Annotated in this window: 24 protein-coding genes; 4 read left to right on the forward strand and 20 right to left on the reverse strand. The window is 70.7% G+C overall.

The genetic code is table 11. From position 1 onward, the window contains the following. Positions 1–55 precede the first annotated feature (55 nt). From MK786_RS09415 to MK786_RS09430, 4 genes are read right to left on the reverse strand one after another with little or no spacing between them, the layout of a single operon-like run. The gene (locus MK786_RS09415; protein WP_241111978.1) at positions 56–691 is read right to left on the reverse strand and encodes a response regulator transcription factor; all 636 of its coding nucleotides are present in this window, start codon (positions 689–691) and stop codon (positions 56–58) included. Then, a complete protein-coding gene (locus MK786_RS09420) occupies positions 688–1,920 on the reverse strand; it encodes a sensor histidine kinase (RefSeq protein WP_241111979.1) in 1,233 nt (410 codons plus the stop codon). The genes MK786_RS09415 and MK786_RS09420 overlap by 4 nt, the downstream gene beginning before the upstream one ends. Before the next feature lie 25 nt (positions 1,921–1,945). Continuing rightward, complete coding sequence (locus MK786_RS09425; protein ID WP_374200461.1) at positions 1,946–2,779, reverse strand: ABC transporter permease; 834 nt, start codon at positions 2,777–2,779, stop codon at positions 1,946–1,948. Next, positions 2,776–3,657, reverse strand: coding sequence for an ABC transporter ATP-binding protein (locus MK786_RS09430; protein WP_241111980.1), 882 nt, complete (start codon positions 3,655–3,657; stop codon positions 2,776–2,778). The genes MK786_RS09425 and MK786_RS09430 overlap by 4 nt, the downstream gene beginning before the upstream one ends. A gap of 189 nt (positions 3,658–3,846) precedes the next feature. Between MK786_RS09430 and MK786_RS09435 the strand changes: the two genes are divergently transcribed. Then, positions 3,847–5,049: a pyridoxal phosphate-dependent aminotransferase gene (locus tag MK786_RS09435; RefSeq protein ID WP_241111981.1), complete on the forward strand. Its 1,203-nt coding sequence runs from the start codon at positions 3,847–3,849 to the stop codon at positions 5,047–5,049. Positions 5,050–5,149: 100 nt separating this feature from the next. On the opposite strand, the gene MK786_RS09440 is transcribed toward MK786_RS09435, so the two are convergent. The 11 genes from MK786_RS09440 to MK786_RS09490 all read right to left on the reverse strand — a co-directional run bounded on the left by MK786_RS09440 (position 5,150) and on the right by MK786_RS09490 (position 15,150). After that, a complete protein-coding gene (locus tag MK786_RS09440; protein WP_241111982.1) occupies positions 5,150–5,827 on the reverse strand; it encodes a PepSY domain-containing protein in 678 nt (225 codons plus the stop codon). A 67-nt stretch (positions 5,828–5,894) separates the two neighbouring features. Further along, positions 5,895–7,220 carry an ATP-binding protein gene (locus tag MK786_RS09445; protein WP_241111983.1) on the reverse strand — a complete coding sequence of 442 codons (1,326 nt, stop codon included), beginning with the start codon at positions 7,218–7,220 and terminating at the stop codon, positions 5,895–5,897. Next, positions 7,213–7,887, reverse strand: coding sequence for a response regulator transcription factor (locus MK786_RS09450; protein ID WP_241111984.1), 675 nt, complete (start codon positions 7,885–7,887; stop codon positions 7,213–7,215). Before MK786_RS09450 ends, MK786_RS09445 begins: the two co-directional genes overlap by 8 nt. A gap of 165 nt (positions 7,888–8,052) precedes the next feature. Next, entirely contained in the window at positions 8,053–9,189 is a 1,137-nt protein-coding gene (locus tag MK786_RS09455; protein WP_241111985.1) for a UDP-N-acetylmuramate dehydrogenase, read from the reverse strand. Continuing rightward, complete coding sequence (locus MK786_RS09460; RefSeq protein ID WP_241111986.1) at positions 9,186–9,599, reverse strand: MaoC/PaaZ C-terminal domain-containing protein; 414 nt, start codon at positions 9,597–9,599, stop codon at positions 9,186–9,188. Before MK786_RS09460 ends, MK786_RS09455 begins: the two co-directional genes overlap by 4 nt. Further along, positions 9,596–10,039 carry a MaoC family dehydratase N-terminal domain-containing protein gene (locus tag MK786_RS09465; protein WP_374200463.1) on the reverse strand — a complete coding sequence of 148 codons (444 nt, stop codon included), beginning with the start codon at positions 10,037–10,039 and terminating at the stop codon, positions 9,596–9,598. The genes MK786_RS09460 and MK786_RS09465 overlap by 4 nt, the downstream gene beginning before the upstream one ends. A 47-nt stretch (positions 10,040–10,086) precedes the next feature. After that, positions 10,087–10,890, reverse strand: coding sequence for a sulfite exporter TauE/SafE family protein (locus MK786_RS09470; protein WP_241112063.1), 804 nt, complete (start codon positions 10,888–10,890; stop codon positions 10,087–10,089). Further along, a complete protein-coding gene (locus MK786_RS09475) occupies positions 10,887–11,729 on the reverse strand; it encodes a DUF2510 domain-containing protein (protein ID WP_241111988.1) in 843 nt (280 codons plus the stop codon). The genes MK786_RS09470 and MK786_RS09475 overlap by 4 nt, the downstream gene beginning before the upstream one ends. A 102-nt stretch (positions 11,730–11,831) precedes the next feature. Further along, the gene (locus MK786_RS09480; protein WP_241111989.1) at positions 11,832–12,833 is read right to left on the reverse strand and encodes a sugar phosphate isomerase/epimerase; all 1,002 of its coding nucleotides are present in this window, start codon (positions 12,831–12,833) and stop codon (positions 11,832–11,834) included. Between the two features lie 30 nt (positions 12,834–12,863). Next, a complete protein-coding gene (locus tag MK786_RS09485) occupies positions 12,864–14,009 on the reverse strand; it encodes a Gfo/Idh/MocA family protein (RefSeq protein ID WP_241112064.1) in 1,146 nt (381 codons plus the stop codon). 100 nt (positions 14,010–14,109) lie between these two features. Next, entirely contained in the window at positions 14,110–15,150 is a 1,041-nt protein-coding gene (locus MK786_RS09490; RefSeq protein WP_241111990.1) for a substrate-binding domain-containing protein, read from the reverse strand. 313 nt (positions 15,151–15,463) lie between these two features. On the opposite strand from MK786_RS09490, the gene MK786_RS09495 reads away from it, so the two are divergent. The 3 genes from MK786_RS09495 to MK786_RS09505 all read left to right on the forward strand — a co-directional run bounded on the left by MK786_RS09495 (position 15,464) and on the right by MK786_RS09505 (position 19,348). Next, a complete protein-coding gene (locus MK786_RS09495) occupies positions 15,464–16,939 on the forward strand; it encodes a sugar ABC transporter ATP-binding protein (protein WP_241111991.1) in 1,476 nt (491 codons plus the stop codon). Between the two features lie 74 nt (positions 16,940–17,013). Then, a complete protein-coding gene (locus tag MK786_RS09500; protein WP_374200464.1) occupies positions 17,014–18,045 on the forward strand; it encodes an ABC transporter permease in 1,032 nt (343 codons plus the stop codon). Between the two features lie 124 nt (positions 18,046–18,169). Further along, the gene (locus tag MK786_RS09505; RefSeq protein WP_241111992.1) at positions 18,170–19,348 is read left to right on the forward strand and encodes an ROK family transcriptional regulator; all 1,179 of its coding nucleotides are present in this window, start codon (positions 18,170–18,172) and stop codon (positions 19,346–19,348) included. Here MK786_RS09505 and MK786_RS09510 read toward each other — a convergent pair. The 5 genes from MK786_RS09510 to MK786_RS09530 form a co-directional block, all read right to left on the reverse strand. Continuing rightward, positions 19,326–20,345 carry a cation diffusion facilitator family transporter gene (locus MK786_RS09510; RefSeq protein ID WP_241111993.1) on the reverse strand — a complete coding sequence of 340 codons (1,020 nt, stop codon included), beginning with the start codon at positions 20,343–20,345 and terminating at the stop codon, positions 19,326–19,328. The genes MK786_RS09505 and MK786_RS09510 overlap by 23 nt on opposite strands. Continuing rightward, positions 20,342–20,863 carry a hypothetical protein gene (locus MK786_RS09515; RefSeq protein ID WP_241111994.1) on the reverse strand — a complete coding sequence of 174 codons (522 nt, stop codon included), beginning with the start codon at positions 20,861–20,863 and terminating at the stop codon, positions 20,342–20,344. The genes MK786_RS09510 and MK786_RS09515 overlap by 4 nt, the downstream gene beginning before the upstream one ends. Continuing rightward, positions 20,860–21,756, reverse strand: a complete 897-nt coding sequence (locus tag MK786_RS09520; RefSeq protein WP_241111995.1) for an SDR family oxidoreductase — start codon at positions 21,754–21,756, stop codon at positions 20,860–20,862. The genes MK786_RS09515 and MK786_RS09520 overlap by 4 nt, the downstream gene beginning before the upstream one ends. A gap of 142 nt (positions 21,757–21,898) precedes the next feature. Beyond that, positions 21,899–22,114 (reverse strand): CDGSH iron-sulfur domain-containing protein, encoded by a 216-nt coding sequence (locus MK786_RS09525; RefSeq protein WP_241111996.1) that lies wholly within the window; start codon positions 22,112–22,114, stop codon positions 21,899–21,901. Continuing rightward, the gene (locus tag MK786_RS09530; protein ID WP_374200462.1) at positions 22,111–23,169 is read right to left on the reverse strand and encodes an iron-containing redox enzyme family protein; all 1,059 of its coding nucleotides are present in this window, start codon (positions 23,167–23,169) and stop codon (positions 22,111–22,113) included. Before MK786_RS09530 ends, MK786_RS09525 begins: the two co-directional genes overlap by 4 nt. Positions 23,170–23,257: the final 88 nt, after the last annotated feature.

The raw sequence follows: 23,257 nt of genomic DNA on the forward strand, positions 1-23,257 counted from the left end.
ACGACGGATGCGCGGGCCGCAGGGTCCGCGCATCCGTCGTCTTCGGCATCCCGCGTCAGGGCAGCAGGCCGCGCTCCATGGCAAGGGTGACCGCCCTGGTGCGGTCGGCGACGCCGAGCTTGTCGAAGACCTTGAGCAGGTGCGTCTTGACCGTCGACTCGCCGATGCCGAGCGTCACCGCGATCTGCTTGTTGCTGTGTCCGGCGGCGACCAGCCGCAGCACGTCGAGCTCGCGTCCCGTGAGCGCGATCGCGTCGGGTCCGGGCCGACGCATCCGCTCGACGAGGCGCACGGCGACCTGCGGCGAGAGCGCCGACTGACCGGCGGCGACCGAGCGGATGCCCGCCACGATCTCCGCCTGCGGCGCCGCCTTGAGCAGGTAGCCCGAGGCTCCCGCCTCGATCGCGGCGAGGATCTGGTCGTCCGACTCGTAGGTCGTGAGGATCAGCACCCGCGGCGGCGGGGTGCCCGCCTCTCCCCCGGCGATCCGCGCGGTCGCCGAGACGCCGTCGACGCGGGGCATGCGCAGATCCATGAGCACGACGTCGGGCGAGGTCGCACGCGCCAGTGTGACCGCTTCGTCGCCGTCGGATGCCTCCGCCACGACCTCGAAGCCGGGTTCGTCCGACAGCAGCCCGGCGAGGCCCGCGCGCACGACGGGATGGTCGTCGGCGATCAGCAGCCGGATCATGGCGTGACCTCCGTGCGCGTCTCGTCCGCCGGCGCACCGCCGCCGACCGCTCGCGCGCCCGCACCCGCGCCCGCGCCCAGCGGAAGCCGCACCCGCACGGTCGTGCCGGCGCCCGGCGCCGAGTCGACCTCGAACGTGCCGCCGGCGAGCGCGACGCGGTCTCCCATGCCGTCGATGCCGAACCCGGTGCCGCTGGCTGCGGGGTCGAACCCGCGCCCATCGTCGGTGATCTCCAGCGTCGCGGCCCCATCGGCCACGCGCACCGCCACCGTGGCGAGCGTCGCCTGCGCGTGCCGGGCGACGTTGGACAGCCCCTCCTGCGCGCAGCGCAGCAGCACGACCTGACGGTCGCGGTCCAGCGCCTCGGCGGTCGCATCGACGGAAACGTCGATGGCGGCTCCCGACTGGGCGCGGAAGCGCTCGGCCAACCGCTCGATCGCCGCGCCGAGCGCCGCCTCGTCGGGCACGGCCGCCGTGCGCGCGACGAGGGCGCGGGCTTCGTCCAGCGCGTCGCGCGCGACCTGCTCGACGGTCGCGAGGGTCGCGGTCGCGGCGTCCGCTGCCCCCTCCCGCGACTGCCGCCCGGCACGCTCCGCGAGGATCACGAGGCCGGCGAGACTCTGGGCCAGGGTGTCATGGATGTCGCGCGCCAGGCGCTCCCGCTCCTCGGAGGCGCCGCGCTCATGGCTCAGCGCGCGCACCTCGGCCTGCGCCGCCGTCAGTTCGTCGAGCAGACGCGCCCGTTCCTCCCCGTATTCTGCGATGCCCGAGATCCAGAGCCCGAACGCGGTGGCGAACGCGAACGAGAACCCGGCGGTCGTCACCCCGGCCACGAACGCACCGATGCTGAAGCCCCCGCCGAAGGTGTAGCCGACCATCACCGCGAGGGCGATGACGGCCGATCCGATGACCCCACGACGGCGCGTGTCGCCGAGGACCCAGGCCAGCGGGTACGCGAGCACCTGCAGGGTGGCGAGGAACTCGGTCGACGCGGTCCCGATCGCCAGGATGACGGCGGTGGTCGTCAGGAACGTCGCGAACCGCAGAGTCGACGCGGTCCCGATCGCCGGTCGCGCGATCAGGAAGTACGCCAGAGCGAACGCCGCGATCGCGGCATAGGCGACCACGCGCTCGGCTGCGCCTCCTGGCCCGAGGCCGAACGCGATGGCCATCGCGATCGACGCCGATCCGGCGACGACCGCGATGTCCCACCAGCGCTTGTCGAGCATGGTCCCCCTGATCCTCCTCGTGAGGCTACGCGTTGCGGCGGATCCACCGGAAGGTGACGAGCGACATGATCAGCCCGACGACGAGCCAGATGCCGAGGGCGGCCGCCACGCCCACCAGGTTCCACTCGCCGCCCGGCTCGAGCGCAGCGTACTCCTCGGGGAGGAACACGGCGCGCATCCCCTGCGCCATCCACTTGAGCGGGAAGAGCGAGGCGACGTTCTGCAGCCACTCCGGGAGCTGCCAGAACATCAGGTACACCCCCGAGATGAACTGCAGCACGAGCCCGATCGGGATCACGACCGCCGTCGCGCTCTTCGCGCTGCGGGGCAGCGCCGACAGGGCGATGCCGAGCAGCGCCGAGGTCGCGATGCCGAACACGAAGACCCACGCGAAGGTGAACCACTGCGACGGCTCGGTGGGCAGCGGCACGCCCAGGGCGAGCCCGGCCACGGCGAGCAGCAGCGCCGCCTGCAGCACGCCGGTGACCAGCACCTGCGCGATCTTGCCGAGGAAGTAGCTGACGGGCGAGAGCGGCGACCCGCCGAGTCGCTTGAGGGTGCCGTCCGCCCGCTCCAGCGCGATGTCGATCGCGAGGTTCTGGAAGCCCGACAGCAGGAGTCCGGCGGCCATCATGCCCGGCAGATAGAGCTGCGCCATCGGCAGCGCCGGCAGGCCGGGCGCCATCTGCACATCACCGTCCGCGCCGAACGCGACGCTGAACAGGCCCAGCATGAAGACCGGGAACAGGAAGGTGAAGAACAGCGTGTCGCCCGAGCGGAAGTACTGCGTCAGCTCGAAACGCGCCCGCCACAGCCCGGTCGGGACGATGCCGGGCACCCTGATCGCTGTCATGCTCATCGCACAGTCTCCTTCGCCAGCTCGGCCGCGGCGCCCGATGCGCGCGCGACCAGTTCCAGATAGATGTCTTCGAGGCTGGGCCGGACGATCTCGAGCCGCTCCGGCTCACCGCCCAGTCGAGCGCTCAGCTCGCCCACGAGAGCGAGGGGTGCTGTGGAGCGCTCCTCGCGCTGCACACCGTCCTCGTGCCAGCGCACGACAGGCACGCGGGCGTCCGGCCCGCCGAAGGTGTCGACCGGGCCGAGCGCCTGCAGCCGGCCGTCGGCGATGACCGCCACCCGGTCGGCGAGCTGCGCCGCCTCGTCGAGGTAGTGGGTCGTGAGGAGGATCGTCGTGCCGTCGGCCTTGAGCCCCCAGATCAGCTCCCAGAACTCGCGCCGCGCCTCGGGGTCGAAGCCGGTCGTGGGCTCGTCGAGAAAGAGCAGCTCGGGTCGCCCGATGATGCCCATTGCCACGTCGACCCGCCGCTGCTGCCCGCCCGACAGCTTCGAGGTGCGCATCTTCGCCTGCGCGGTCAGGCCCACGGCGGCGATCACCTCGTCCACATCGCGCGCGTCGGGGTAGAACCCGGCGAACTGCTTCAGCTGCTCGCGCACGGTGAGCAGGCCGCTCTGACCGCACGTCTGCAGCACGATGCCCAGGCGCGCCTTCCACTCGAGGCCGCCGTGCTCCGGGTCGACCCCGAGCACGCTCACCTCGCCGCCGCCGCGACGGCGGTAGCCCTCGAGGATCTCGACGGTCGTGGACTTGCCGGCGCCGTTGGGGCCGAGCAGGGCGAAGGTCTCGCCGCGCTCGATGTCGAAGCTCACGCCGTCGACGACGGCGCGGCCGTCGTACGTCTTCCGCAGGTTGCGCACCTGCACTGCTGGAGTTCTCATGCCTCCAGCCTCGCGCCGGCGAGCCGGCTCCCCCAGCCGTCATCCGCAGGAGGAGGCATCCCCCATTCGGTGGAGGCCGGCGTCGACCGGCAGACCGGCGTCCACGCACCGCAATACGGTCCACGGACTGTCGTGCGGCCCACCGATTCCGGACAGTGCGGAACGCCGGCTCGCACTACGCTCGTAGGCGTGACAGACCGCGCCCCGCTCTCCCGCAAGCTCTCCGCCATCGCCGAGTCCGCGACCCTCAAGGTCGACGCGAAGGCGAAAGCACTGCAGGCCGCCGGCCGGCCCGTGATCTCGTACGCCGCGGGCGAACCGGACTTCGCCACCCCGCAGTTCATCGTCGACGCCGCCGCCGCGGCGCTGCACGACCCCGCGAACTACCGCTACACGCCCGCCGTCGGCCTTCCCGTGCTGCGTGAGGCGATCGCGGCCAAGACGCTGCGCGACTCGGCTCTCGACGTCGACCCGTCGCAGATCATCGTCACCAACGGCGGCAAGCAGGCCGTGTATCAGGCCTTCCAGGCCGTGGTGAACCCGGGTGACGAGGTGCTGCTGCCCGCTCCCTACTGGACGACCTATCCCGAGGCGATCGCCCTCGCCGACGGCGTTCCCGTCGAGGTCTTCGCGCCCGCCGAGCAGGACTACAAGGTCACGGTCGACCAGCTCGAGGCTGCCCGTACCGACAGGACGACGGCGCTCGTCTTCGTGTCGCCCTCGAACCCGACCGGCTCGGTCTACACGCCCGAAGAGACCCGGGCGATCGGCGAGTGGGCCGTCGAGAACGGCATCTGGATCATCACCGACGAGATCTACCAGAACCTCGTTTACGAAGGCGTGCGCGCCGTCTCGATCGTCGAGGCGGTTCCGGATGCCGCGGCCCAGACGATCCTCGTGAACGGCGTGGCCAAGACCTACGCGATGACCGGCTGGCGTCTCGGCTGGATGGTCGGGCCGAAGGACGCCATCAAGGTCGCGGCGAACCTCCAGTCGCACCTGTGCAGCAACGTCAACAACATCGCGCAGCGCGCGGCGCTCGCGGCGCTGTCGGGGCCGCAGGACGAGGCGGAGCAGATGCGCCTCGCGTTCGACCGCCGCCGCCGCCTGATCGTCGCCGAGCTGTCGAAGATCGAGGGCGTCACCGTGCCGAACCCGCTCGGGGCGTTCTACGTCTACCCTGACGTGCGCGGACTGCTCGGCCGCGAGTGGCGGGGCAAGACCCCGACCACGACGCTCGAGCTCGCCGATCTCATCCTCGAAGAGGCCGAAGTGGCCGTCGTTCCGGGTGAGGCGTTCGGCCCGAGCGGCTACCTCCGGCTGTCGTACGCGCTCGGCGACGATGCCCTGCTCGAGGGCGTCCAGCGCCTGCAGCAGCTCTTCGCCTCGTAGGCCGAGTCACCGCACCCCGCTGCCCGGGAGGTCCTCAGACCTCGAACCGCCCGCCGCATCGGGGGGCGGCAGGCGATTCTGGGGGATTCTCTGGGGAGAGTCAGTCGACCTTCACGACGGCGAAGTCCGCGTCGAGCTCGACGTCGGCGTCCTCGCCGTTGCCGAGGTCGATCTCGACTTCGTAGACGTGGTCGGCGTCGTCGGCGTCGTCGCTGAATTCGACGCTGGTGACGGTTCCGGTGCCGACCTCGGCGAGTGCCGCGTCGGCCGCCTTCGTGCGGACCGCCTCGTCCGTGACCGGAAGGTCGTCGCCCGTCGACTCGCCCGACGCGTCGTCCGATGAGCCGTCGTCGGAGGAGCCGTCGCCGGAGGAGCCGTCGTCGGAGGAGCCGTCATCGGACATGACGGAGACGATGCCGAACTCGGCGTCGAGCATGACCTCGACGAAACCGCCGGCGTCGAGGAGGATGTCGATCTCGTAAGCGTGGGTCGGGTCGTCGTCGATGTCGGCGTCGACGACCGTTCCGGGGCCGGTCTCTTCGAGAGCGGCCGCGATGGCGGCGTCGAGATCGGCCGGGTCGCCCGATGTCACGCCGACGGATCCGCTGCCCGGGGTCGCGCCCCGGAGGGAGTCGGTGTCGGGGGTCGCGCTGGGCGTCGCCGCGCTGGTGGTGGCGAGTGTCGCCCGCGGCGCGGCGTTCGCGGCGAACGCCGCTGCGCCGCCGGCCAGCGAGGCGACGACCGCCGCGGACGTGATGATGATGGCGCTCTTTCGCATGGTGTCCTCCTGGGTAGGACTTCACCTTCGCGAATGGATGCTGAAGCCAGCCTGAAGCCGGCGAAGATCACACCGGCAGGCTCAGCGTGAACCGCGCGCCGCCGAGCGCGGCGTCGTCGAGCCGCACACTCCCGCCGTGCGCCCGCGCGATCTCCGCCACGATCGCCAGCCCGAGGCCGCTGCCGCCGGCATCCCGCGACCTCGCTTCGTCGAGCCGCACGAACCGCTCCCACACGCGCTCCCGCTCGGCGGGCGGTACGCCAGGGCCGTCGTCCTCGACCGAGACCGCAGCCATCCCGTCGGCCAGCTCGGTCGACAGCGTGATGCGGCCCGAGGCGTGCCGGACGGCGTTGTCGACGAGGTTGCGGACCGCCTGCGCGACGAGCCCGGCGTCGGCGCGCGCACGGACCGGACGGATGCCCGACCCGTCGACCTCGACGGCGGTGGTGGCGCGCACGCGCTGCGCCTCCGCGACGAGCACGTCGTCGAGGTCGACCTCGACCGCGTCGAGGACGAGCGCATTCTCGTCGGCCTTCGCGAGCACCAGCATCCCCTGCACCAGCCGCTCCAGCCGCGCGCCTTCGCCGAGCACCGTGTCGGCGAGCAGTCGCGGCGAGACGCGTTCGGGGTGGGCGAGCGCGACCTCGGCATACTGCCGCAGCACCGCGAGGGGCGACTTGAGCTCGTGCGAGGCATCCGAGATGAAACGCCGCTGACTGTGCTGAGCGGTCTCGAGCCGAGCGAGCATGCCGTTCATGGTCCGTGCGAGACGGCCGACCTCGTCGGTGGTGTGCGGGTCGTCGACCCGGCGCGAGAGGTCGCTGGCCGTCACGGCGTCCACCTGGCGGCGGAGGCGATCGACGGGCGCCAGCGCACGCCCCACCGCGATCCAGGTGGTGACTCCGACGACCAGCACGATGATCGGCACCGACACTGCCAGGAGCCCCGCCACCGACGCCAGCGTCGCATCGGACTCCGCGGTGCTGCGACCGGCGACGACGACCCAGTCGCCGCCATCGCGGTCGGCGGCGACGACGAACACGCCCGCGCCGGGGATGTCGATCGCACCCGCGAGCGCCCCGTTCCGATCGGCGAGCGGTCCGAGGTCCTCGACGACATCGCCGGCCGCCACGACGGCTCCGCTGTCGCGGTCCAGCACCTGCCAGAACCGGTCGTCGTCGACGTCGGGGAGGGAGCCGACCCCGGCGTCGTCGACCTGCTCGGCCCACGCCGTGGCATCCTGCACCGCGGCGACCTCGAGCTGACGAAGCAGCGAGGTGCGCAGCGTCAGCCAGAAGCCGACCGCGCCGGCGATGAGCGCGACGGCGACCACCGCGACGGCGACCGACGTGATCCGCGCCCGGATGCCGAGCCGGCGTCGCGGCTCAGCCATCGGCGTCGATCCTGTAGCCCGCCCCGCGGACGGTGCGGATGGATGCGCGGCCGAAAGGGCGGTCGACCTTGGCCCGCAGATGCCCGATGTAGACCTCGACGATGTTCGGGTCGCCGTCGAACGAGAAGTCCCACACCGCCTCGATGATCTGCGCCTTCGAGACGACCTCGCCGGCGCGGCGCATGAGGAACGACAGCACGGCGAACTCCCGGCTGGTCAGTTCGACGCGCGTGCCGCCGCGCGACACGTCGCGTGTTACGGGGTCGAGCGCGAGATCGCCGACGGTGAGGACGACGGGCCGGGGCGTCGATCCGCGGCGAGTGAGAGCGCGCAGCCGGGCCAGCAGCACCGCGAACGAGAAGGGCTTCGTCAGATAGTCGTCGGCGCCGGTGTCGAGGCCCTCGACCTGATCCCACACCCCGTCCTTGGCTGTGAGCATGATCACCGGCGTCCAGTTCTCCTCGTCACGCAGCGCACGGCACACGGAGTAGCCGCTCATGCCCGGCAGCATGACGTCGAGCAGGATCACCGCGTACTCGTTCTCGCGCGCGAGCCACAGGCCGTCCACGCCGTTGTGCGCGACGTCCACGGAGAAGCCCTCCGCCTCGAGACCACGACGCAGACCGTCGGCCAGACGCACTTCGTCGTCGACCACCAGCACGCGCATGGATCCATCGTGTCCCATCCGACCTGAATCGCGCCTGAAGCGCCGCCTGAGCCCGACGGGTTGCCACCCATGGTGCGTATGCGGCCGTCGAGCCCACCCGAACCGGCAACTAGCCCCCCGCGCTGCGCCGGCGGAGCACGTCGAGCGACTCGCCGCTGAGCCGCGCTAGAGCTCGACGCCGACGAGGACGGGCTCTGGCTGGAGCAGCAGCCCGAACTCGGCCTGGACCCGCCCCTGGATGTAGCGGGCGAGCTCGGCGAGCTCCGCCGCCCGCGCGCCTCCGCGATTGGTCAGGGCGAGGGCGTGCTTGCTCGACAGCGCCGCGCGCGAGCGCGGCAGCTTGAACCCCTTGCGCAGACCGCTGTGCTCGATGAGCCAGGCCGCGCTCACCTTGACGTCGGACTCCACGGTCTCCGTCGGCGGCACATACCCGTCGTACGTCGCGAGCGGGATGACGACAACGGCGTCGATGTCGGGCGCGACCGGCCAGCGCGGGCACTCCGGCGGAAGGGTGCGGGCGAACGAGGGAGACACGATCGCGTTCTGGAAGAACGACCCGGCGCTGTACGTGTCGGGGTCGTCGGCGTCGAGCACCATGCCCTTGCGCGCGCGCGTGGTGAGGACGTGATCGCGCACCCACGCGACCGACACCGCGTCGGCGGGCCCGAGTCCGAGGGCGGTGCGGAGCTGCTCACCGGGGATGGGCCGCTCGTCGTGGCCGACCTCCACCAGCTCGAGCGTCACCGACAGGATCACGGCGCGCCGCTCCGGCACGGAACCGTAGTGGTGCTTGAGCACCGACGTGCGGAAGCCGAGACCGAGATCCGACGCCGGCACGGTCGACACGTCGCCGGTGGCCTCGTCGATCAGGTCGACCTCGACGAGCGTCTGCACGATCTCCTGGCCGTACGCGCCGATGTTCTGAACCGGCGCCGCGCCGACCGAGCCGGGGATGCCCGACATCGCTTCGATGCCGGCAAGGCCCTCGGCCACCGCGTGTCCGACCAGGGCGTCCCAGTCGTGCCCGGCCTGCACGCGCAGCCGCGTGAAGCCCGGCCGGGGCGAGGGGAGTCGCTCGATGCCCCGCGTGAGGATGCGCACGACGGTGCCGTCGTAGGGCTCGTCGCCGACGAACAGGTTCGATCCGCCGCCCAGCACGAACCACGGCTTGCCGTCGGCCCACACGTCGCGGAGCACGGCGACGAGCTCGTCGGGCGTGGACGCCTCGAACATCCGCGCCGGCGCGCCGCCGGTGCGCAGCGTCGTCAGCTCGGAGAGCGGTACGGGAGTGACCTCGGTCATGCGGTGCGGACGCGCACCTGCGCCTTGCCCAGCACGGTCGTCCCGTCGAACGTCACCGTCAGGTCGATGCGCGCGGTGTCGTCGTCGACGGCACCGGCCTTCGCGACGATCGTGACCTCGGCACCGGCGTCACGGTCGACCACGACGGGGCGTGTGAAGCGGACGCCGTACTCGAGGATGCGACCGGCGTCGCCGAGCCACGGCACGATCGTCTCGACGGCGAGGCCCATCGTCAGCATGCCATGGGCCAGCACGCCGGGAAGCCCGACCGAGGCGGCGATGTCGTCGCGGTAGTGGATCGGGTTGAAATCACCGGATGCCCCGGCATAGCGCACGAGGGAATCCCGGGTCAGGTGGACGGTGCGCTCGGCGACGATGTCGCCCACGGCGACCTGCAGGGCGGCGCTCACTGGTCTCCCTCCCCCACGAGCAGGACCGAGGTCGCGGTGACGACGTGACCCCCCTCGGCGTCGGTGATCTCGGCGTCGCTCGTGACCATGGCGTTGCCGCCGAGCGCGCGGATGCCGGTGACCGTCAGGCGCGCCGTCAGCTCGTCGCCGGCGACGATGTGCCGCGAGTAGCGGAAGCGCTGCTCGGCGTGCAGCACGTTCTGCAGCACGATGCCCGAGTCGGGCTCGGCGAGCAGCTGCTGCAGCGTGAGATCCTGCACGACCATCGCGAAGGTCGGCGGCGCCACCACGTCGGGATACCCCAGCGCCTGCGCGGCCGCCGGGTCGGTGTGCTGCGGGTCGGTGGCGAAGACGGCGCGGGCGAACTCGCGCACCTTCTCGCGACCGACGAGGTAGGGGGCCGTCGGGGGGAATTCCCGGCCGACGATCTCGGGGTTCACTGGCACCAGGCCATCCTACCGAGCAGCCCCTCCGCACTCGCCGGGCTCTATGTCCGCCGGCCCCGGATGGCCCGCAGCGCCATCTGCACGGCGATCACGACCAGGAAGGCGGCGAAGAGGATGTTGCCCGTGAACGGGTCGAGCACCGTGGCGATCCACGCGCCGAGCGCGGTCGTCGTGCATGCGGCGACGCCGATGATCGTGGCGGCGACAAGATCGACGTAGCGGCGTCGCACGTTCCCGATCGTGCCCGAGACGGCCGTCGGGATCATCATGAGCAGCGACGTGCCCTTCGCCACGAGGTCGCTCGTGCCGAAGAGCATCATGAGCGCGGGCACGACGATGATGCCGCCGCCCACGCCGATCAGGCCCGCCGTGATGCCGGTCACGACGCCCAGCGCGACGAGCCCGGCGCCCGACGGCAGGGTCAGCGCGAGCTCCGCCTCGCGGGAGGGCACGACGAGGAAGAGGCTCACGATCACGAGCACGAGGAAACCGACGAACGCCCAGCGCAGGATGGTCTGCGACAGCCGCGGCAGCAGCCAGGTGCCGATCTGCGCGCCGACGACGGCACCGGCGGCGAGCAGAAGCGCCGGGATCCAGGCGACCGAATCGTGGATGGCGTAGGAGATCACGCCCACGGTGGCCGTGGGCACGATCGCGGCGAGCGACGTTCCAGCGGCGAGGCGCTGGTCGAAGCCGAGGGTGAGCACCAGCAGCGGGACGATGACCGTACCGCCGCCGACGCCGAACAGCCCCGACAGCAGGCCCGCGAGCAGCCCGATGCCGATGCACGTGAGGATGGAGCGCGCACTTCTCGGGCGCGCGGTGGAGCTCTCGGCCACGCTCAGTCGGCGAGATCGTCGAGGTCGTCGATGGCCCAGCCTCCGTCGACCGGCACGACCGTGTACTCGTACTGGGCCCGCTGGGCCTGCGGCTCGGCGAGGGGCTCGCCGGCCTCGTCGAGCAGGGCGTCGAACGTCTCCGTCGTCGAGATCAGGATCGCGTCGGCGCCGGTCGCGATGCCCGTCACCGTCAGCTCGTAGTCTTCAAGAGAGGCCGCGAATCCGGCCGCGCGCTCGGTGAACGCGGCGCAGTCCGCGAAGGACGTGGCCGCACGGAACTCCTCGGTGGTCGCCTCGGTGTAGGCGTCGCAATCCCCGGTCTGCCAGGCCTCGTCGTAGAGCTCGACCGCGGCGACGGCGGCCTCTTCGTCGGATCCCGACGGTGCGACGGACTGCTGCGAACTCGTGGTGAGGCTGAGGAAGATGAGCGGGATCACGACGGCCGCGGCGATGACGATCCCGAGCATCACGACGCCCAGCACGACCCACAGGATCCACAGGTTCGACTTGCGCGGCTCGGTCGCCGCGGTGAACGCGCCGCCGTTGGCCTCGGCCCCCGGATGCGCGCCGGGGTACGGGGTCTGCTGCGTGGCGGCTGCCGGGTACTCGGGCGAGGCTCCGACGGGCGGGATGCCGAAGCCCAGCGCCGTCGCGGCATCGACCTCCGCCGCCTCCCGCTCGGACTCGGCTTCGGCTGCGGCGACGATCTCGGCCTCGGTCGGCGCGACGTTGCCGTCGGCCGTCTCGGGGTCCGGCTCCGCGACGTGCTCGGTCCACTGCGCACCGTCCCACCAGCGCAGCGCACCATGTCCGTCGTCGTACCAGCCGGGAGGTGTCGTCGCCATGCTGAAACCCTATCCCGGCGCCGTCGGCGCCGCCCGATCCGGACAGCGGGGGGGGGGGGGGGGGGGGGGCGGCCCCCCCCCCCCCCCCCCCGATGACGGGTGTCAGCGGCTGCTGAAAGCCGCGTCGAACGCCGCCTCGGGAGCGGCGAACGCGTTGCGCGTGACGAACTCGAGCGCCTCCGGGGCGCCGATGAGCCGGTCCATGCCGGCGTCCTCCCACTCGACCGAGATCGGACCGTCATACCCGATCTGGTTCAGGGCGCGGAAGGCCGCTTCCCAGGGCACGTCGCCCCGGCCGGTCGACACGAAGTCCCAGCCACGGCGCAGGTCTGCCCACGCGAGGTGGGATCCGAGCCTCCCGTTGCGGCCGTTGCCGAGGTTGAGCTTCACGTCCTTGCAGTCGACGTGGTAGATCCGGTCGGCGAATTCGAGGATGAAGTCGACCGGGTTGAGCTGCTGCCAGATGAAATGCGACGGGTCCCAGTTGAGCCCGAACGCCTCACGATGGCCGATCGCCTCGAGCGTGCGCACCGTCGTCCAGTAGTCGTAGGCGATCTCGGACGGATGCACCTCGTGAGCGAAACGCACGCCGACCTCGTCGAACACGTCGAGGATGGGGTTCCAGCGGTCGGCGAAGTCCTGGTAGCCCGCATCGACGGCCTCCTGCGAGACCGGCGGGAACATCGCCACGTACTTCCAGATCGACGACCCCGTGAACCCCACGACGGTCTTCACGCCCAGTTTCGCGGCGATGCGTGCGGTGTTCTTCATCTCCTCGGCCGCGCGCTGACGCACGCCCTCCGGATCGCCGTCGCCCCACACACGGTCGGACAGGATGTCGCGGTGGCGCTGGTCGATCGGGTCGTCGCACACCGCCTGACCCTTGAGGTGGTTCGAGATCGCCCAGACCTTGAGCCCGTTGCGCTCGAGGATGTCGAGGCGCGACTGCACGTAGGCGTCGTCATCCCATCGCCACGGGTCGAGGTGATCGCCCCAGCAGGCGATCTCGAGGCCGTCATAGCCCCACTCGCCGGCCAGCCGCGCGACCTCCTCGAAGGGAAGATCGGCCCACTGGCCTGTGAACAAGGTGATCGGTCGCGACATTGCGGTTCCTCCGGTTCTCGGTGTTGGGGTTCAGTCGTCGGCGCGAACCCAGGCGCTCCCGGCCGCCGAGCTGCGCTCGACCGCATCGAGCACGCGCTGGACGTGCAGTCCGTCGTCGAACGACGGCCGCGGCTGCGTTCCTTCGTCGATCGCGGTGACGAAGTCGTACACCTGGTGCGAGAAGCCGTGCTCGTAGCCGAGCATATGACCGGTCGGCCACCAGGGGGCGAGGTAGGGGTGATCGTGCTCGGTGACGAGGATGCGCTGGAATCCGAGACCGGTCTCGGGCAGCGTCGCGTCGTAGAACTCGAGCTCGTTGAGACGCTCGAGGTCGAACGCGATCGCCCCCTTCGAGCCCGAGATCTCGATGCGCAGGGCGTTCTTGCGCCCCGTGCGGAAGCGGGTCGCCTCGAACGAGGCGAGCGCACCGGACTCCAGGCGACCGGTGAACAGTGCGACGTCGTCGACGGTGACCGTGCCGCGCTCGGCCGAGGCCGTTCCCGACAGGCCGATCCCCTCGCCGAGCAGCGGACGCTCCGATACCAGCGTCTCGAGGATGCCCGACACCGAGGTCACCCGCTGTCCGGTGATGTACTCGGTGAGGTCGATGGCGTGGGCGCCGATGTCGCCCAGCGCACCCGAACCGGCGAGGTCCTTGTCGAGGCGCCACGTCATCGGCCCCTCGGGATCCATGAGCCAGTCCTGCAGGTACTCCGCGCGCACCTGGCGGATCTCGCCGATGCGTCCGGCGGCGACGAGGTCGCGGGCGAACGTGGTCGCCGGAACCCGCCGGTAGGTGAAGCCGACCATCGAGCGGATGCCGCGAGCCGCCGCCGCGGTGGCGGCTGCGGCCATCGCCTCGGCCTCGGCGACGGAATTGGCGAGCGGCTTCTCGCACAGGACGTGCTTGCCGGCTTCGAGCGCCGCGATGGCGATCTCGGCGTGCGTGTTGCCCGGGGTCACCACGTCGACGACGTCGATGTCGTCGCGGGCGATGACCTCGCGCCAGTCGGTGGCGGACTCGGCCCAGCCCCATTTGCGGGCGGATGCCTCGACCGTGGCCGCATTGCGGCCCACGACGACGGTCATCTCGGGCTCGAGCGGAAGATCGAAGAAACGGGGGGCGACGCGCCAGCCCTGTGAGTGTGCGGCGCCCATGAAGCCGTGGCCGATCATGGCGATGCGGAGCGTCTCAGTCAACGCGGTGTCCTCTCTCGGGAGGTGAGGCGCGGAGCGCCCGCCGGCAGGCGGGCGCCCCGCGGATCGGTCGTCTGGCTTACTCGAAGGAGAGGTCGATGAACTCGTCGACGTTGTCCTTCGTGACGACGGGCGCGTCGAGCACGATGCGGTTCGGCACGCTGGGGGTGATGATGTCGCCGAGCGTCTTCTGCTGGGCGACCAGGCGCGCGAGCGCGATGCCGTCGGCGGCCTGCGTCGACGGGTAGATGACCGTCGCCTTGAGCACCGTGTCGTCGGCTTCGATGGCCTCCATCGCCGAGCGGCTGCCGGCGCCGCCCATCATGAAGAACTCGTCGCGGCCCGCGGCGTCGATCGCGGCGAGCACGCCGATGCCCTGATCGTCATCGTGGTTCCAGATGGCGTCGATCTGCGGGTTGGCCGAGAGCAGCTGCGAGGCCGCGGCCTCACCGCCGGCCACCGTGAAGTCGGCCGCGACGCGGGCGTCGACCTGCAGACCGCAGTCCTCGAGGGCGTCGGCGAAGCCCTGCGAGCGGTCCTGGGTCAGCGGCAGCGAGTCGATGCCGGCGATCTCGGCGACGAAGCCTTCTCCGCCGAGCTGCTCGCAGATGTAGGTGCCGGCGCTGACGCCCATGCCGTAGTTGTCGCCGAGGATCGTGGTGCGTGCGGCGAACGGGCTCGAGAACTCGCGGTCGACGTTGATGACCGGGATGCCCGCCTCCATCGCTGCGATCGCCGCTTCGGTGAGCGCCGCACCGTCGGTGGGCAGCAGCACGATGGCGTCGACTCCGTCGTTGACGAAAGTCTCGACGGCGGCGATCTGCGCGATCGGGTCGTTGGTCCCCTCCGCCACACGCAGCTCGACGTCGTCGAAGCTGTCGGCCGCGGCCTGCGCGCCCGAGTTGATGGCGCCGAGCCAGCCGTGGTCGGCGGCGGGCCCCGAGAAGCCGATGACGACAGTGTCGCCCGACTCGGCGTTCTCCTCGGTCGTGGTGCCCTGGTCGACGACGTCGTCCTCGTCGGCTCCGCCGCCCGTGCAGCCCGCGAGAAGACCGATGGCTGCGACGACCGCGGTGCCGGTCAGCACCAGCCGGGTGCGCGCCTTCAGGTGTGAGCGCATTGTTTCCTCCTTGAAATGTGATGCAGCTTCACAGCGTGGGCCGAGGGGGAAGCTGCCCGCACTCGAGGAGTCCACGCTGACGAATCACACCGTAGCAGAAGTGCGAACTCGATTGGCATCTTTTGTTTTTCAACCGGCAGAAGTGCGTGAAGGTGCTGTGATCAGCAGAAGATCAGCCCATTCATCCACTCGTCGATCTCCGCTAGCGGTCAGACGCTTTCCCATTCAGGTCTCGGCAACGAGCCGGTCGACGTGTTATGTTCTGCGAGTGATCAAAGTTGACCATGAATCGGCATTACTCGACGTCCGAGGCGTGACGAAGTCCTTCGCCGGTGTCCGCGCGCTCCGCGGGGTCGACCTCAAGGTCCGTCCGGGAGAGGTCCACTGCATCCTCGGCCAGAACGGCGCCGGCAAGTCGACCCTCATCAAGGTCCTCGCGGGTGTGCACCGGCCCGACGACGGCGAGATCTCGTGGCTCGGCGCTTCCGTCGAGATCCCGAATCCGGAGTCCGCGATCGAACTGGGCATCGCGACGATGTACCAGGAGCTCGATGTCGTCGACGGGCTCACGATCGCCGAGAACATCTTCCTGGGGCACGAGCTCGCACGCGGGGGGTTCACGAAGCGCTCCGAGGCGGCGAAGCAGACCCGGGAGCTGCTGCGCCGACTCGGGCACCCGGGGCTCTCGCCGCACACTGAAGTGGGCAGCCTCAGTGCCGCCAACAAGCAGATCGTGAGCATGGCGCGCGCGCTGTCGCACGACATCAAGCTGATCATCATGGACGAGCCGTCCGCCGTGCTCGACACCGAAGAGGTCAAGAACCTCTTCCATGTCGTGAAGGAGCTGACGTCCGAGGGCATCGCCGTGGTCTACATCACGCACCGGCTCGAAGAGATCCGCCAGATCGGCGACCGCATCACGGTGCTGAAGGACGGTCGCACCACCGCGGTCGGGCTGCCGGTCTCCGAGACCCCCACCTCCGAGCTCATCCGCCTGATGACGGGGCGCGAGATCGCCAACGTCTTCCCGCCCGCCGTCCCCGTGCCCGACGACGCGCCGACGGTGCTCGACGTTCGCGGATTGGGGGTGACGGGCCTCTTCGACGACGTGTCCTTCACGGTGCGCGCCGGAGAGGTCGTCGGCCTGGCCGGGCTCGTCGGCTCGGGCCGGTCCGAGATCCTCGAGACGGTGTACGGCGCCCGCCGCGCCACGTCGGGCTCGGTCGCCGTGGGAGGCAAGACGCTCCGCCGCGGCTCGGTGGTGCACGCCGTCCGCGCCGGCGTCGGGCTCTCCCCCGAGGAGCGCAAGAGCCAGGGACTGGTGCTCGACGAGCCGATCTTCGTGAACGTCACGCTCTCGTCGATGTCGCGCTTCGCCAAGGCCGGCTTCCTCGATGAGCGCAGCGAGCGCAGGATCACGCGCGAGCAGATCGACGCGCTGGAGCTGCGGCCTGCCGACCCCGACCGCGCGGCGATGACTCTGTCGGGCGGCAATCAGCAGAAGATCCTGCTCGCCCGCTGGCTTGTGCACGGCACGCGCGTGCTGCTGCTCGATGAGCCCACCCGCGGCGTCGACGTCGGCGCCCGGGCCGAGATCTACACCCTGATCCGGCGCCTCGCCGCAGCCGGCAACGCCGTGGTGATCGTCTCGAGCGAGATCGAGGAGGTGCTCGGCCTCGCCGACACCGTCCTGGTGATCGCCGAGGGCCGCGTGCTCCAGACCCTTCCCGCCTCCCAGATCGACGAGCACGGTGTGCTCGATCTCGTCATGAAAGGAACCGCCGCGTGAGCGAGTCCGCAGAACTCAATGGGGCTCCGCCCCGCACCCCCGGCGCGCAAGCACGGCCGCTCGGCACCGACGCCGTGCCGACGTCGAGCGAGGCACCGCCTCCCGCCGGAGCACCCGAGAAGTCCGACAAGTCGGCCCTCCAGCGCATCCTGTCCGGCTCGGTGGGCCGCAACCTCGGCCTCGTCGCCGCCCTTCTGGTGCTCATCATCGTCGGCGCCGCCACCGCGCCCGACACCTTCCTGACGGTGAGCAACACGCTGACGATCCTGCGCCAGGCGTCGATCATCGGCGTGGTCAGCATCGGCATGACCTTGGTGATCATCTCGGGCGGCATCGACCTGTCGGTCGGGTCGGTGATCGGTCTCGCGTCCGTCGTGGCGACTCTCGCCGCCGTGCAGGACCTCGCCGATCAGATCCACTGGGTGCTGATGATCCTGCTCGCGCTGCTGGTCGGCCTGGGCGCGGGTCTCATCAACGGCATCATCATCGCCTACGGCAAGGTGGTCGCCTTCATGGCGACCCTCGCGATGCTGGTGGCGGCACGCGGTCTCGCCGAGATCCTCGCCGAGCGGCGCACGCTGCAGGTCGGCGACCGCGACCTCATCAACTTCCTCAACGCCGACCTCATCGGCGTCGACATGCTGATCTGGATCTTCGCGATCGTGGCCGCTCTCGGCTGGGTCATCCTCAACCGCACCACGTTCGGCCGTCGCACCGTCGCCATCGGCGGCAACCGCGAGGCCGCGCGCCTCGCGGGCATCAACGTCAAGCGGCACACCATGTGGCTGTACGCCATCGCGGGCCTGTGCGCCGGCATCGCCGCCGTGATGTACCTCGGGCGCACCACCGCCGGCACCTCGACGCACGGCACGCTCCTCGAGCTCGACGCCATCGCAGCCGTCGTCGTCGGCGGCACCCTCCTCGTGGGCGGACGAGGAACCATCACCGGCACCGTCTTCGGCGTGCTCATCTTCGCGACCCTGACGAACGTGTTCGTGCAGAACAACCTGAACTCGTCTGCGCAGGCCGTCGTGAAGGGCATCATCATCGTCGTCGCCGTGCTGCTGCAGCAGCGGTTCGCGAAGCCGACCGGACGAGCGACCTGAGCGGATGCCGCGGCCCGGCGCCGTCCACTTCGGACGATCGCGTCGCGCCGGGCCGCGGCATCCCGTTGAAAGTCATCGGACTTCGGCGCCTTCTCGGCCGCCGATAAACTGGAATGTGGCGAAAATGAGCATCGAAACGGCCCCGAACGTGTCGGGGGTCAGTCAGCTCTTCCAGCTTCTGCGCGATGGTGTCCCTCGCACGCGTGCCGAGCTGGCGAAGTCGACCGGTCTCGCGCGCTCGACCATCGCAGCGCGGGTCGACGAGCTCATGCGGATGGGCCTCATCACACCGATCGCCGAGTCGGTGTCGACCGGTGGTCGCCCACCCTCGCAGTTCGCTCTGAACCCCAGCGCCCGTCTCGTGCTCGCCGCCGACATCGGCGCCTCGCACGCCACGCTCGCGGTGACCGACCTCGCGGGCAGCATCGTCGCCGAGCACGGCGAGCCCCTCGACGTCTCGCTCGGCCCGGTGCCGGTGCTCACGTGGCTCGTCGACAACGCCGTGGCGCTGCTCGAGCGCATCGGCCGCTCGACCGACGACGTCGCCGCCATCGGCGTCGGCATCCCCGGGCCCGTCGAGCACTCGACCGGGCAGCCGGTGAACCCGCCCATCATGCCGGGCTGGGACCGCTTCGACGTGCCCGGCTGGGTTCAGCAGCACCTCGATGTGCCTGTCCTCGTCGACAACGACGTGAACATCATGGCGCTCGGCGAGCGCGCGGCCGCCTACCCCGGCGTCGAGCACCTCATGTTCGTGAAGGTCGCAACCGGCATCGGCGCGGGCGTCATCTCAGGCGGCGCGCTGCAGCGCGGTGCCCAGGGCATCGCGGGCGACATCGGGCATGTGCGCGTGGCCCGCGGGGCGGGCGTGCCGTGCCACTGCGGAAACCAGGGCTGCCTCGAGGCATTGGCGTCCGGCCCCGCGATCGCCCGCGCCCTGCGCGCCCAGGGCGTGCCGGCTGAGAACGGCAACGACGTCATCGACCTCGTCAAGCGCGGCAACATCGACGCCATCCAGGCCGTGCGCCAGGCCGGCCGCGACATCGGCGAGGTGCTGACGACCTGCGTGAGCCTCGTGAACCCGTCGGTGATCGCGATCGGCGGGTCGATGGCCCGCGTCGGCGAGCACCTCATCGCAGGTGTGCGCGAGGTCGTCTACACCCGGTCGATCCCCCTGGCGACCGAGCACCTGTCGATCGTGCAGTCTGCGGCCGCCCAGAACGCGGGCGTGCTCGGGGCGAGCGTGCTCGCGATCGAGCACGCGCTCTCGCCCGAGACCCTCAGCTCGCTGGTCTCCGCCTAGCAGGCGGAGACGTATCGGCGGCTGCCTCGTCGGCGTCGCCGCGCGACGCCTCGTCGGGCAACTCGGTCACGGGGATCACCACGACGTCCTGCATCTTCCAGTCGAGGTCGGCGAGAGCGCTGCGCGCCGCCTCGATGCGCGCGAGCGAGACCTTCGCCCGGTTCGGGACCACGAACGCCTCGACGTGGAACACCTGGCCCATGTCGCGGATGCGCACCGCCGCGTCGCGCACCCACGGCTGGGTCTCCAGCGCCGCCACGATACGTCCGTGGAGCGGATGCCGCCCCTCGTCGTCGTGCGTACGTGCGCGCTGGTCGATCAGATCGAGCACGGCGGACTTGGAGTTCCGCCAGCCGTCGTGAACGATGCCGACCGAGATGAACAGTGCGGCCACGCCGTCGAGCCACCAGAGGCCGATGCCGATGCCGAGCACACCGACGATCGCGGCGACCGTGGTCGTCCAGTCGGCCTTCGCCATGTCGGCATCGGTGTAGAGCACCTTGTTGTGGAGGACCGGAGCGAGCTTGGCCTTCGCCGGGCCGTAGATGAAGGGCCCGACGGTGATGAGCGCCATCGCGCCCACCATGAACCACCCGAGCCACACCGTCTGGCCGAACACCCGGACGGTGCCGATCGCGGGGTGCTCCTGCCGGACGAGGCCGAGGAGCGCCTCGACGGCGAGATTGCCGCCGACGGCCAGGAGGGCGACGCCGGCGACCAGGTGCCCGACGCCCATCGCGCGGTGCAGGCCGTACGGATACTTCCGCGTCGGTCGTCGGCGGATGACGAGGAGTGCGACGAGGAACGAGATCTGCGGGATGAGCGACAGCATGTCCTCGATCCAGGCGGTCTTCATCGCCTGAGATCCGCCGACGACGAGCGCGATGATCGCGATCGTGACGATCGTGTAGCCGATCGTGAACCACTCCCAGCGAATGGCCTTGCGCAGCGCCTCCTGCTGCTCGGCGGGAAGATCGGTGCGGCCCATCGACCTCATCGCGACACCTCCCGGTCGAGGTACGTCTCCAGGGCCGCCTGCAGACCGTTCTCGCCGAGCGGCAGCAGCACGGCCACGTCGGCGTCACCGGAACCGGGGATGCCCGGATACCCGCGGGTCACCGACACGCGATCCGCCCACGGCGTCGCGGCGGTGATGCCTCCGATCGCGAGATCGAGGGATCCTTCCTCCAGGTCGGCGACGAGGTCCTCCTCGCTGTCCACCGACCACTCCACGGTCGCATCGTGCTCGCGCGCGAAGCCCTCGATGAGGTCGGCGAGCGCCCCGTCGACGTCGGTGCCGTCCACGACGACGAGGTCTCCGCTCGGGGAGGCGCCGACTCGCAGTTGGCCGCCGGTGATGCGGTCGAGCGTGCCGTCGGGGTCGCTCGGGATCTCGAGTCCGCACCCCGTGAGCGTCGTGACACTCGCGGCGAGGGCGACCGCGAGTGCAGCTCGTGCCGCTCGCGAGAGGCTCGTCGCCGTGCGACGAGCCTCTCGAGAGCGGCGGCCGATCACAGCGGCTTGCCTCCGGTGACCGGGAGCACGGCTCCCGACACGTACGACGCGGCCTCGGAGGCGAGGTAGACGTAGGCGCCGGCGAGTTCGGCGGGCTGGCCCGGCCGGCCGAGCGGCGTATCGGTGCCGAAGGTGGCGATGCGCTCGGCGTCCCATCCCGTCGCGGGAATCAGGGGGGTCCAGATCGGACCGGGCGCCACCGCGTTCACACGGATGCCCTTCTCACCGAGCTCTTCGGCGAGCGCCTTGACGAACGCGACCTGAGCCGCTTTGGTCATCGCGTAGTCGATGAGCCCGGGCGAGGGATTGAACGCCTGCACCGACGACGTCACGATGATCGAGCTGCCCGCCGTCAGCTGCGGCACGGCCTGGCGTGCGGTGTAGAGCATGCCGTACAGGTTGGTGCGGAAGACGCGGTCGAACTCCGCGGTCTCGAGCGTCTCGAGGCTGTCACGATCCTTCTGGTATGCCGCGTTGAGCACCACGATGTCCAGCCCGCCGAGCGCCTTCACCGCATCATCGACGATCGACGTCGCGAAGCCCTCGTCGCGGATGTCGCCGGCGAAAGCGGCGCCGGTGCGCCCGGCATCCTTCACGAGCGCGATCGTCGTGTCGGCGTCCTTCTGCTCCTCCGGCATGTGGACGATGGCCACGTCAGCCCCTTCGCGCGCGAACGCGATCGCGACAGCCCGGCCGATGCCCGAATCACCGCCCGTGATGAGCGCCTTGCGACCCTTCAGACGATCGCCGCCGACATAGGAGTCCTCGCCGTGGTCGGGTTCGGGGCGCGTCTCGTCGGTGAGGCCCGGCTGCTCCTGCTCCTGGGCGGGGAAATCGCCCTCCGGGTGCTTGTCGCGCGGGTCGGTCTGGGTGTCGGTGTTCGTGTCGGTCATCGCTGCGCTCCTTTCCATGACATCGACGGTAGGAACCATCCGCCTGCGCGGGGAGGGGCTTGACGGACCACGAGGTATGACCGAGCGGATGGCGCGGCCGCAGCATCCGCTCGATTGCCGGGGCCGCGCCTCCACTCGGGGGTCACGTCACCGAAGGCGGGGGCTCCGTAGAGAAGCGCGTCAGCTTGTGGGTGCCGTCGCACCACGGCTTGATCGCCGAGGCTCCGCACCTGCACAGGGCGACCGTGCGCCGGGGATTGCGCAGCGGTTCGCCGTCGTCGCCGAGGATCTCGACGTCGCCGCGCACCAGCAGCGGCCCGTTCGCGCAGGCGGTGATGACTGGCGTCCGCCCGCTCACGACGCGAACCCCTCCTCGGCCCGCAGCGACGACCGGCCGGCTTCGAATGCCGTGCGCATGTGGTCGGCCCCGAGGTCGTCGAGCGCGAGACACGCGGCGGCACCGAACATGATGTCGGGCACCAGCTCTGGCCGCTGCTCGCCCAGTGCACCCGCGAGGTCGTGCGCAGCGATCTGCTCGTGCACAGCGTCCGCCTCGACGTGCTCGTCGAAGTAATCCGTCACCTCGGACTCGAAGCCCAGCCGCCGGAAGGCGTCGCCGTATGACCGGTTCGGAAGCGACGACGTCATCTCGAACGCCGCCAGGTGGCCCACGATCGCGCCGACCAGGCGGCGGTTGAGCCCGAACATCGACATGGCGTTCTGTGCCGCGAAGGTCACCGCCGGCACCACGTCGGCATAGGCACCGTACGTGGAGTCCAGCCTGGCCCCGCGCATCGTGCGGGCGAAGATCTCGGCGTGAACCCGCTCGGGGCGGCCACCGCCGTATTCGTCTGACTGGATCTCGACCAGCGCGGCCTTCGGGCGACCGGTCAGGCGCGGGATGGCCCACGAGTGCGGGTCGGCCTCGCGGAGCGTGTAGATGCTGCGGTGGATCAGGAACTCGCGCGCCTGCTCGAGCGTCGCCTCCTTGGCGAGGAAGCGGGAGAGAGAGGGTCCGGGCGAGGGGGCCGTCAGGTCGAAAAGCGCCTGCGCGATCGCGGACGCCTTCGGCTCAGGGCTGTCGGGGACCTCGACGCGACGGCGCAGCGCCGCCTCGAAAGCCGACTCGAGGATGCCGCGCGCCTCGATCAGCGCAGGATGCCACTCCCAGCCGGCGTCGATCCACTCGAGCGACCCGTACGAGCTCGCGTAGAGCAGGAACAGCGTGAACTGGATGTCCTCATCGGTCGTGACGTCGTCGCTGGAGAGCACCGCCGCGCGGCACGCACCCACCATCGCGTCGCGGCGGTGCGCGACGTCGTCGTGCATCAGGATCGCGAGCGTCGTGGCGCTGAGCGGACCGCGCGGGCCGAAGGCGTGAAGGGCAGTGGATTCGATGTCGGCGATCGTCATGGGTCCTCCTGATGGCACGACCGCGGGCTGCCGCGGCGATCGCTTCGACTCTCTCAGGCGCGACCCGCGAACCGGAGGGGTTGACGCC

This window comes from Microbacterium sp. CFH 31415, from assembly GCF_022538185.1.
Taxonomy (GTDB): domain Bacteria; phylum Actinomycetota; class Actinomycetes; order Actinomycetales; family Microbacteriaceae; genus Microbacterium.